This is a genomic window from Jiella sonneratiae (assembly GCF_017353515.1).
Taxonomy (GTDB): domain Bacteria; phylum Pseudomonadota; class Alphaproteobacteria; order Rhizobiales; family Rhizobiaceae; genus Jiella; species Jiella sonneratiae.
Window position 1 is genome coordinate 48,808 of sequence record NZ_JAFMPY010000030.1, and the last position, 10,600, is coordinate 59,407.

The 10,600-nt window shown below is 68.1% G+C and carries 9 protein-coding genes and 1 pseudogene; 5 read left to right on the top strand and 5 right to left on the bottom strand.

Features of this window, described 5'->3' with window-relative positions; all coding sequences use genetic code 11:
• Nucleotides 1-16 precede the first annotated feature (16 nt).
• Both J1C47_RS20570 and J1C47_RS20575 read right to left on the bottom strand, forming a co-directional pair.
• On the bottom strand, nucleotides 17-1,183 hold the full coding sequence (locus J1C47_RS20570; RefSeq protein WP_207352677.1) for a LysR family transcriptional regulator: 1,167 nt from the start codon (nucleotides 1,181-1,183) through the stop codon (nucleotides 17-19).
• Nucleotides 1,183-2,079, bottom strand: coding sequence for an NAD(P)-dependent oxidoreductase (locus J1C47_RS20575; RefSeq protein WP_245396710.1), 897 nt, complete (start codon nucleotides 2,077-2,079; stop codon nucleotides 1,183-1,185). The genes J1C47_RS20570 and J1C47_RS20575 overlap by 1 nt, the downstream gene beginning before the upstream one ends.
• 215 nt (nucleotides 2,080-2,294) lie before the next feature.
• Here J1C47_RS20575 and J1C47_RS20580 point away from each other — a divergent pair, with 215 nt between their 5' ends.
• From J1C47_RS20580 to J1C47_RS20595, 4 genes are all read left to right on the top strand, one after another.
• A complete protein-coding gene (locus J1C47_RS20580) occupies nucleotides 2,295-3,029 on the top strand; it encodes a PIG-L deacetylase family protein (protein ID WP_207352678.1) in 735 nt (244 codons plus the stop codon).
• Nucleotides 3,030-3,224: 195 nt separating this feature from the next.
• Nucleotides 3,225-4,166 (top strand): VOC family protein, encoded by a 942-nt coding sequence (locus tag J1C47_RS20585; RefSeq protein ID WP_207352679.1) that lies wholly within the window; start codon nucleotides 3,225-3,227, stop codon nucleotides 4,164-4,166.
• Nucleotides 4,167-4,180: 14 nt separating this feature from the next.
• The gene (locus J1C47_RS20590) at nucleotides 4,181-4,888 is read left to right on the top strand and encodes a 4-carboxy-4-hydroxy-2-oxoadipate aldolase/oxaloacetate decarboxylase (protein ID WP_207352680.1); all 708 of its coding nucleotides are present in this window, start codon (nucleotides 4,181-4,183) and stop codon (nucleotides 4,886-4,888) included.
• Nucleotides 4,881-5,963: a 4-oxalomesaconate tautomerase gene (locus J1C47_RS20595; RefSeq protein ID WP_207352681.1), complete on the top strand. Its 1,083-nt coding sequence runs from the start codon at nucleotides 4,881-4,883 to the stop codon at nucleotides 5,961-5,963. The genes J1C47_RS20590 and J1C47_RS20595 overlap by 8 nt, the downstream gene beginning before the upstream one ends.
• Before the next feature lie 131 nt (nucleotides 5,964-6,094).
• On the opposite strand, the gene J1C47_RS20600 is transcribed toward J1C47_RS20595, so the two are convergent.
• The 3 genes and pseudogenes from J1C47_RS20600 to J1C47_RS20610 form a co-directional block, all read right to left on the bottom strand.
• Nucleotides 6,095-7,306 (bottom strand): DUF1501 domain-containing protein, encoded by a 1,212-nt coding sequence (locus J1C47_RS20600; RefSeq protein WP_207352682.1) that lies wholly within the window; start codon nucleotides 7,304-7,306, stop codon nucleotides 6,095-6,097.
• Nucleotides 7,307-7,310: 4 nt separating this feature from the next.
• Complete coding sequence (locus J1C47_RS20605) at nucleotides 7,311-8,750, bottom strand: DUF1800 domain-containing protein (RefSeq protein ID WP_207352683.1); 1,440 nt, start codon at nucleotides 8,748-8,750, stop codon at nucleotides 7,311-7,313.
• A 187-nt stretch (nucleotides 8,751-8,937) separates the two neighbouring features.
• Nucleotides 8,938-9,456, bottom strand: a pseudogene (locus J1C47_RS20610) (transposase); the annotation flags it as partial.
• Nucleotides 9,457-10,259: 803 nt separating this feature from the next.
• Here J1C47_RS20610 and J1C47_RS20615 point away from each other — a divergent pair.
• On the top strand, nucleotides 10,260-10,600 hold a 341-nt coding region (locus J1C47_RS20615), incomplete at its 3' end, for a transposase family protein (RefSeq protein ID WP_207352684.1).

Genomic DNA, 10,600 nt, shown 5'->3' on the forward strand with positions numbered 1-10,600 from the left:
GCCGCATAATTTTTTGCTATACCGATGCTGCCCGGCGAAACTCGGACAGGAGCTCCGCCTGGCTGCGCGTCGGATGCCAGCCGCGCCGCGTCGTCAGGCCGATGACGCGTTCCGTCTCCGGCAGACGCAACGGCAGGATGTGGACGCCGCCATGGCGCGTCTCGGCCTCGGCCTGGCGGCGCGAGACGCAGCCGAGATGCTCGGAATGCGACATGATCTCGCGCATGAAGATCGTCGAGCCGGTCTCGACGAGGCCCGGCCGCCACGGCGCGCCGTCGGCAATCAGCCGGTCGAAATGCCGCCGCGTCGGCGTTTCCTTGACGGCGACGACGAAGGGAAAGGGCCGAATGTCGTCGGGGCTGACGGTCGAGCGCCCCGCCAGCGGATGGGCGGCGCCGCAGACGACGACGAGGTCGTCGCTGAACAGCGCCTCCTGTTCGACATAGGGGCTCGGCAGCGGGTCCCGGAGCGCCCCGACCAGAAAGTCCAGCACGCCGGCTTCCAGGCCGTCGAGAAGCTCGGCATAGGGGCCGTCGACGATCCGCACGGTCATCGAGGGGCGCCGGGCGCGAAACCGCGCCACCGCCACGGGAAGCGCGAAGGCCCGCGATAGCGGCATCGCGCCGACCGCGATCGCGCCGACGTCCTTCTCCTCGGTCTCGCCCACCTCCATGCGCGCCTGTTCCATCTCGGCATAGGCCAGCCGGACGGCCCGGGCGAGGATGCTGCCGAGCCGGGTCGGCACGAGGCCGCGGGAGGTCCGCTCGAAAAGCGGCCGCGTCGCCTCCTTCTGAATGGCGGCGGCGGCGCGATGCAGGGTCGGCTGGGCGATGCCGAGCGAGCGGGCGGCATCCGTGGAGCGGCCGGCCTTCACCAGCGCGACGAAGGCCGAAAGCTGCGCCGTCGTCGCGGTGCGGGAAAGACGCGGCCCGGCGAGCGCGGCAGCCTCGTCGAACAGAGCGAGGGCGCGGGCGGAGCGCGCGGCGAAGACGGCGCCGGCGGCGGTCGGCAGCGCCTGGCGATGCGCCCGGTCGAGGAGCGCCGTGCCCACCTGCGCCTCCAGCCGGCCGATCGCCTGGGTGACGGCCGGCTGCGACAGGCCGATCCTGCCGGCCGCCTGGGTGATCGAGCCGGTCGAGACGACGTCGGCGAAGATCCGCAGATGGCGGAGATTGAAGTCCATCACCCGCTTTTCGAGCCGAGCCCGGCATTCAGCCGGTCGGCGCGTTCGGCAAGGTCGGCGGCGCCGCCCTCCAGCGCCAGCGAGCCGACCTGCCGCTGCCAGGCGGCGATCGCCGCACTCATGCGCGGCGGCAGGCCGAGGGCTGCGACGGTCTTGCCGACCTCCTCCATCTCGGCGGCGCGGCGCACCCCGTGCACCATCATGCGTTCGAGATTGTAGGCCGAGCGGGCCCGCCAGTCGGTGCCGGGGTCGGAGGCCTGGAGCGAGGCGAGGACCGCATCCTCGACGCCGGCCCGGCGCGCCGCGAGCAGGCATTCCGCCGTCAGCGCCTCGAACCCCTTGACCATCACCGAGCGCAGCATCTTGATCGCCGAGGCCTGTCCGACCTCGGGCCCGGCGAGGGTCGCGTCCATGTCGAGCGCCGTCAGCACGGCGAGCGCATCCTCGGCATGGGGGCCGGCGAGGAGCACCGGCACCCGGTGGCCCTTCGGATGGACCGGCGCCATGATCGCCATGTCGACGTAGCGGCCGCCGGCAGCCTCGACGAGGCGGGCGGCTTCGCTCTTGCTGGCCGGGCTGCAGCTGTTGCCGTCGATGAAGAGCGCGCCCGGCGTCAGATGCGGGGCGCCGGCGCCGGCCGCCTCGACGGCGCGGTCGGCCGTGACCAGGCTGAGGACGAGGCGGGCGGCGCCGATGGCCTCTGCGATCTCGCCGCAGCCGGCGATGCCGGCCGCCTCGTAGCGCGCCCACATTGCCTCCGCCGTCACGGGCTCGCGGGTCTTCACGTCATAGGCCCGAAACGCCTTGCGGGGGAGCGGCCAGCCCCCGGTGATCGCAGCGGCGGCTTCGCCGTAGCCGATGAGCGCAATCGCTTCGCCGTCGACCGCCATGGGCATTCCTCCCCTCTCCTCGCCGGAGCCGCAGGCTCCGCATCATGCCTTCGCGGGGCCCGCAAAGGCCGTCAAGGCCTATGCCATGTCCCGCCGGACTTTAAGCGATTATAGCTTGAAATTATGCGCGGGGACGCATTTCCGATTGGAGCCGGAGGACCCTGCGGTTCATCTATCGACCAGACGGGACCGCACGCCGTCACAAGAGCCAGAGGACTGCAATGGCCGAGAACAAGACCGCCCTCGTCATCTCCGCCCATGCCGCCGATTTCGTCTGGCGCTGCGGCGGCGCGATCGCCCTGCATGCCGCCAAAGGCTACGCGGTGACCGTCGTCTGCCTGTCCTTCGGCGAACGGGGCGAGAGCGCCAAGCTTTGGAAGCTCGAGGGCATGACCCTCGACCGCGTCAAGGATGCGCGGCGCGCGGAGGCGGAAAAGGCCGCCGAGGCGCTCGGCGTCCACGACCTCGTCTGCATGGATCTCGGCGACTACCCTCTGGAACTCCAGCGCGCCGACAAGGACGCGCTGGTCGGTGTGATCCGCCGCGTGCAGCCGGCCTTCATGCTCTCCCATTCGCAATACGATCCCTACAACACCGACCACGCCTATGCGACGCAGGTCGCCCTCGAATGCCGGATGATCGCCCAGGCCTGGGGCCACAATCCCGGCGAGAAGGTGCTCGGCGCGCCGCAGCTCTATCTCTTCGAGCCGCACCAGACAGAGCAGATGGGCTGGAAGCCGGACACCTTCCTCGACATCACCCCGGTCTGGGACAGGAAGCGCGCGGCAATCGAGTGCATGGAGGGCCAGGAGCATCTGTGGGAGTATTACACCCGCGTCGCCATCAACCGTGCCAACCACTTCAAGCGCAATTCCGGCGGCCAGTCGGGCGGGCGCGACTGCAAATATGCCGAGGGCTTCCAGTCGATCTTCCCGCGTACCGTCGACGAACTCTGAGGCGGTGAGCCGGGCACAAGACCGGCGCCCGGCAGCCCGCCCCCTGCCCTGTCGCGGCGCGATGCGCAGAGGAACCGGCTGACGGCCAGCGGCAGTTCGACGGCCGCCCCGAAAAACGGCGCGGCGCCGGATCGGAACGAAGAAGCGCAGCCGAACGTCGGTTGCGTGCAGCCATATCTGCGGAGGAGGACCGCCATGACGGACATCGCCCATCTCGCCCATGTCGAGATGCTGACCGACAGGTTCGAGGAGAGCCTCGACTTCTTCACCCGCATCTACGGCCTGAAGCTCTCGGGCCGCAACGAGACGTCGGCCTATCTGCGGGCCTGGGACGACTACGAGTACGCCTCCCTGAAGCTCACCCGCGCCGAAACGACCGGCGTCGGCCACATCGCCTACCGGGCGGCCTCGCAGGAGGCGCTCGAACGCCGCGTCGCGGCGATCGAAGCCTCCGGCTTCAAGACCCATGGCTGGATCGACGGCGACGAGAGCCACGGCCGCGCCTTCCGCTTCGAGGATCCGTTCGGCCACGTCTTCGAGATCTACTACGACACGGTCTGGTACGAGGCGAAGGATGCCGCCGAGAAGGCGGCGCTGAAGAACACCGCCTCGGCCTTCACCGGCGCCGCCCCGCGGCGTCTCGACCATCTCAACCTCCTCGCCGAGGACGTCACCGAATTCCGCCGCTTCATGGAGACCTGCCTCGGCAGCCGGGTCACGGAGCTGATCCAGCTCGACAACGGCCGGATCGGCGGCTGCTGGTTCACCGTCAACAACAAGACCTACGACCTCGCCTGCACCGAGGAGCACGGCAAGGGCCATGGCCGGCTGCATCACGTGACCTATGCGACCGACCAGCGCGAGGACATCCTGCGGGCTGCCGATCTCTTCCTGCAGAACGGCGTCCACATCGAGACCGGCCCGCACAAGCACGCCATCCAGGGCACCTTCTTCCTCTATGTCTGGGAACCGGCGGGCAACCGCGTCGAACTCGCCAATTCCGGCGCGCGGCTGATCCTCGCCCCGGACTGGCAGCCGGTGATCTGGACGGAGGCCGACCGCCGCAAGGGCCAGGCCTGGGGGCTGAAGACCATCGAGACCTTCCACACCCACGGCACGCCGCCGGTCGAAGCTTGAGAAAGGCGAACGCCATGACTTTCGACATCCGTTCCATCGCGCCCAACACGCCGGGCTATGTCGTCGAGACCGTCGACCGCGCCGATCCTCAGGTCATCGCCCGGCTCGGCGAGGCCGGCACGGCCACCGTCCACGAGGCGCAGGGGCGCATCGGCTTTCTCGGATCGGGCCTCACGCCCATCCAGTCGGGCACCCGCATCGCCGGATCGGCGGTGACGATCTCCTCGCCTCCCGGCGACAACTGGATGCTGCACGTCGCGATCGAGCAGTTGAAGGAGGGCGACATCCTGGTGCTCGCTCCGACCAGCCCCTGCGACGACGGCTATTTCGGCGATCTTCTGGCAACCTCGGCGATGGCCCGCGGCTGCCGGGGCCTGGTGATCGAGGCCGGCGTGCGCGACGTCGCGGACCTGAGAACGATGGGCTTTCCGGTCTGGTCGAAGGCGGTCTCCTCGCAGGGTACCGTCAAGGAGACGCTCGGCTCGGTCAACATCGCGATCACCTGCGGCGGGCAGCTGATCGAGGCCGGCGACGTGATCGTCGCCGACGACGACGGGGTCTGCGTCGTCAGGCGCAGCGACGCCGCGTCGGTTGCGGAAAAGGCGGAGAAGCGCGTCGCCGCCGAGGAGGCCAAGCGAAGCCGCCTCGCCGCCGGCGAACTCGGGCTCGACATCTACGGCATGCGCGCCCGGCTCGCCGAAAAGGGCCTGAAATATGTCTGATCCGGCCGCGGGCGGCATACGCTGCCTCTGGATGCGCGGCGGCACCTCGAAGGGCGCCTATTTCCTGGCGGACGACCTGCCCGCCGACACGGCGCGCCGCGACGCGCTGCTGCTTGCGATCATGGGCTCGCCCGACAAGGCGCAGATCGACGGCATCGGCGGCGCCGATCCGCTGACCTCGAAGGTCGCGGTGCTCGGCCCATCGAGCCGCGACGACGCCGACGTCGACTACCTGTTCCTGCAGGTCTATGTCGACGAGGCGCTGGTCTCGGACGCGCAGGGCTGCGGCAACATCCTCGCCGGCGTCGGGCCTGCGGCGATCGAACGCGGCCTCGTTGCGGTCGCGGGCGACGAGACGCCGGTGCGCATCCACATGGTCAACACCGGCGAGGTCGCGACCGCGCGGGTGAAGACGCCGGACGGGCGGGTCTCCTACGAGGGCGATGCCGCGATCGACGGCGTTCCCGGCAGCCACGCCCCGGTGCCGCTGATGTTCCAGGACATCGCCGGCTCGATGAGCGGCGCGCTGCTTCCCACCGGCAACGCGGTCGACGTGATCGGCGGCGTCGAGGCGACGCTGATCGACAACGGCATGCCGATCGTCGTCATGCGCGCGGCGGATCTCGGCATCACGGGCGAGGAAAGCCGCGAGACCCTGGACCAGGACGAGCGGCTCAAGGCGCGGCTGGAAAAGATCCGGCTCGAGGCCGGGCCGATGATGAATCTCGGCGACGTCCGGGAAAAGTCGGTGCCAAAGATGACGCTGGTCTCGGCGCCGCGGGCCGGCGGCACGATCGCGACCCGCAGCTTCATTCCGCATCGCTGCCACGCCACCATCGGCGTCTTCGCCGCGGTGTCGGTGGCGACCGCCTGTACGCTTAAAGGAACGCCGGCGGGCGAACTCGCCAGCCTGCCGGAGGACGGGCGCTTCCTCGTCGAGCATCCGACGGGCGCTGCCGAGGTGCTGATCGAGCGCGACGAGACCGGTGCCGTCACCGCCGCCGGAACGCTGCGCACCGCGCGCAAGCTCTTCGACGGAGAGGTGTTTCCGGGCCCCCTGCCCCGGCCTTCGTGACACGCGCCCACCCGTTACGGGCGCCGGCGGGCGGGCGGCCGGCGCCGTCCGCCGCTCTCATCGTCGTTTCGTCCGCCGCGGCTCCTTGCGCCCGATCCGCGCCGCCCCGGCATCGCAGCGTCGGCTGGCCGCTATGCGACGAGACCCTGGAGAGGCCTGGCGTTCTGGCTGTCGGGAAACACCGTCGTCGCGAGCACCGTCTCGGAAAGGCCGAGATGGTCCTTGAGGACGCCCTTGAGCACCGCACGCAGGTCGGTCGTCGGCTTCAGATCGCGGCCGTCCTGGAGGTTGGCCTTGGCAAGGCCCGGCCAGTCGGCGATCACCCGCCCGCCCCTCACCGCGCCGCCGAGCAGGAAGGCCGTCGTGCCGGTGCCGTGATCGGTGCCGCCGCCGCCATTTCCCCAGGCCGTGCGGCCGAATTCGGTGACCACCGCGACGACGGTGTCGCGCCAGGCCGGTCCGAGCCCCTGCGCCAGATCGTCGAGCGACAGGTCGAGGGCCGAGAGGTTGCGGGCGAGGCGGCCGTGATCGGCGCCTTCCTGAACGTGGGTGTCCCAGCCCTCGTAGCTGATCGCCGCCAGCCGCGGCCCGTCCTCCTTGGCGAGCAGCCGGGCGGCGCCGCTCGCCAGCGTGCGGAACGCCCGCGCCGGCCCCTTTTCGAGGTCGAACGAGGTGTTCGCCATCATCCGGTCGGTCTCAAGCCCCTCGGTCAGCAGCCGGGCGAGTTCGTGGTCGCTTTCACCGTAGAGCGAGGCGAGACGCAGCGCCGTGTCCTCGCCCGCCGGGCGGAAGGTCTGCGGCGACCAGGTCAGCGTCCCCGCCGGGCCCGCGAGGATCAGCGGCACGGTCGGGCCGATGGCAAGGCCCGGCTCGGCGCCGACGCGCTCGCCCGCCGGCAGGGCGCCGGCGACGCGGTTGAGCCAGCCGCTCTGTGTCCCGGACGGGCCGGCGAGGCCGCTTTCGAGGACGTTCTGCCCGTCGAAATGCGAGCGATCGCGATAGGGCGTCGCCGCCGCATGGACCACCAGCGCCTGGCCCCGGTCGTAAAAGGCCTTGAATTTCGGCATCGCGTCGTTGAGGGCGAAGAAGCCGTCGCCGAGCGGCAGCACGTCGCGGCCGCCCTCGCCCAGCGCCAGGGCGCCGCGCAGCGGCCGGTAGGCGGGGTCGCCGACCGGCGCGACCGCCGCGAGGCCGTCGAGCGCCCCGCGCAGGATGACGACGACGAAGCGCGGGTCGCGCGTGCCGGCAAAGCCGGTCCGGGGCATCGTCGCCCAGGCGGCGAGGACGCCGCCGCCGACGAGCAGTCGCCGACGGCTGATGGTGGGGTAGAGGCAGCGTTCCATCACGTCATCTCCGCTGGAACTCGGGGCTCATCAGGAGCAGCGCATAGGCCTGGGCGGGGCTTTCGGCCCGGCCGATCGCCTCGCGCGTCGAGCCGGTCAGGAGATCGCCGAGCACCCTGTCGGCGATCGCCATCGGGTCTTCCGGCTTGGCGCGGGCGGCCATGTACTGCGCGACGTCGAGGCGGTTGGTCATTGCGTCCGGCGCCAGCCAGTTGCGCGAATCGCCGGGATATCCGGCCGGCGAGAGCGGCTGCCAGTACATCTGGCCGAGGGTGACGAGGCTGCGGGTGATCTCGGCAGGCTTCAGGGTGAGGCCGAGGGCACGGGTCGAGGCGATGACGAATTCCTGCGGGCTGCGCAGCTTGGCGCGCGGCGCCTGCCAGCTCTCGGGCGCCGTCACCAGGGCCTTGGCCACCGCCATCAGGTCGCCGTCGGTCTTGAGGAAGACGTCCGCGAGCTTGGCGACCAGTTCCGGCGGCGGCTCGTCGGCGACGAAGGCCTGGACGAGCTTTCGCGACACGTGCCGCGCGGTGGCCGGATGGCGGGCGAGATCCGCGATGATCGCGGCGGCCTGTGCCTCGCCCTTCTGGGGATAGGTCTTGCCCATCACGGTCACAGGGCCCGGCTCGTGCCGCTGCGCCTGGAACACGAATTTTCCGACAGTTTCGGGACGCTGCAAGCCGAAGTCGATGGTCCAGCCTGTCAACGCATTGGCCAGCGCGCGCACATCCGCCTGATCGTAGCCGCCGTCGACGCCGAGCGTGTGGAGTTCCATGAGTTCGCGACCGAAATTTTCGTTGAGACCGCGCCCGGGCCGTCGCTTCGCCGCGCGGCTGTTCACGCCGACGGAAACCCAGTTGTCGAGGTAATTGAGCATCGCCGGATGGCGGGCGACGGCCGAGAGCATGATTTCGAACCGGCCGAGGACGTTCGGGCGGATCGCCTCCCGCTCGTACGAACCGACGGTTGCTCGGGTCATGCCCGACCTGCGGGCGTCGACCGCGAAATGGTTGGCCCAAAAATCGACGAGGCGCTCGAAAAACCCGAATGGAGCAGCCTGCAGGCGGGCGTATTTGGCGGTCAATTCTTTCTGATATGCGACGTTCTGCGGAGGCCGCTCCATTTCCGGAGACATCGATTGCGCCGGCACAGTCTCAGACTGCATCACCGCCTCAGCGCCAAGCTTGCCAGTTGGGGGAGTGCCGGTAAGCTGCGCCAAGCGCTGGGCCTTCAAGGCCTCCTTCCTGCGAACCTGGAATTTGCGAAACTCCGCCAAAATTTTCGGAGAGGCCTCCAACCCCTCCCCGTCTCCCGGCAACTCCGACTGTGTCGCGGCCTCTTCCAGAAGTGCATCTCGAAGGTCCTTCGAGATTGGGTCAGTTGCTTCACCGCGCAACCCCAATCCGAAGCGCAAAGCCGCGAAGGAAGCGGATATCTCGGCCATCTGGTGATGTCTCGATCTTCGTCGAAAGAGCGGGTGACGAATAAATTTTCGCGAAGCGTCTGACTGCGCCGGAACCCGCCGTTAGGAGTGATCTATCCAGCCGCAATGCGTTCGAAGGATGGCGAGCCTCCCGTCATATCGCCCACCTTCGTATTCGACTCCAAACCGCGCATGGGGAGAGACACTCGACCTCGCCGCCCTGCCTCTGCTTCAGATAGGTGGCATCGAGCCAGACATAGGGCCATTCGCCGACGAGCGGCCGGTTCAGGAACTCGCCGACCCGTTCGTCGATGTCCTTGCAGAGTTTGGAGACGGTGCTCTTCGAGATCCCTGAAAGACCCATCGCCTGCACCAGATCGTCGACACGTCGTGTCGAGACCCCGCCGATCCAAGCTTCCTGAATGACGGCGACGAGCGCCTGCTCGGAGGTCTTGCGAGCCTCCAGAAAGCCAGGGAAGTAGCTGCCCTGCCGAAGCTTCGGCACCTTCAGGTTCAAGGTGCCGAGACGGGTGTCGAGAGAGCGGTCGCGATAGCCGTTGCGCCAGGTCGTCCGCTCGCCGCTGCGTTCGTGGCGCCCGGCGCCGATGAGGCCTTCAACGTCGGCCTCCATGAGGAGCTGCAATACCGCCTCGGCGATGTTGCGCAGGAAGTCGCCCTGGTCGTGCTTTGCCAGAAGCTCAGAAAGGTCCATGCTGGTCTTGGTCATCGGGGTCTCCGTATGGTCCGCGGTCGAAGTCGCCAAACTCCACCTCGATCATACACCTCGATGGCCACCCAAAATCACACGGGCAGCGCCGATGAAATTATTATTACACCACGTGCTCGGACGCTAACCCTCGCCGACGCCTCTCGAACGTCGTCTTGCCGAGAGGTCATCTACGCGCGCTGGCAGGTGCGGCCTTGAATGAACCGCGCCGAGTTCCTTGGAGACGGTTCGATTTAAGTCCTACACCTCGACCCGGCATTGGGGAACGTTGGAGCGCTTTGCTTCTCGCTCGACTGCCGGACATTGTCTGTACTTGACAAGACGGTGATTGTCGAAGCAGTCGAGATTATGATCTGCCGAATTCAACAGTCTACACGCGTGACCATCCCCACACCGGTGTTTGAGCAGCTTTTCGAAGATGCCAATCTCCGTGTCGCTCTTCCCGAAGCGCCGGTAGGTCGTCTGGCCGAGCGAGCGCTTCGTTGATGTGAACGACACGATCGAGCCGGAGGTGGACGATATGCCTTTACCGATTCTCCTGCCGCTCGCTCCCATGCCTTTCGGCATTCCCGATCCGCAGCCTCGAAAGTCACCCAAAGACACCCGCCAAAGTGCACCTTTCGCTCTAACCGATCATTGCCTGAGGGATGGCAAAAACCACCGTCTCTGAAAGAGAGTCATCATTTCAATTTCAAAGCAATTCGTTGAGAGATTATTGCAGGGCTGCGAACTCATATGACAGCAGGTGACGTATTGCTTGGAGGCTGATTCTGTGGCGGCGGTTGATTCCAGGAGCTGCCGCGATGAGCGCTTGTGCCGACGATTGGGGTCCGAAGTCCCGCCTTCGGGTTTTGCTGGAGCAGTTTGCCGAGATCGATGACCCGCGCGATGTGCGCCGGCTCTATCATCCGCTTCCCGAAGTCCTGCTGCTCGTCGTCTGCGGGACGATGGCCGACTGCGACGCCTACGAAACGATCGCCGCATGGGGCGCTGCGCATCTGCCGTTCCTGCGCCGCTTCCTGCCTTACGAGCACGGCGTGCCCGGCAACCGCTGGCTGACGATCGTGATGAACCGCATCAACCCGGCTTTGTTCTCCAAGGCTTTCACCGACTGGGTGCGGGAGACCTGGCCCGAGCGGGTCGA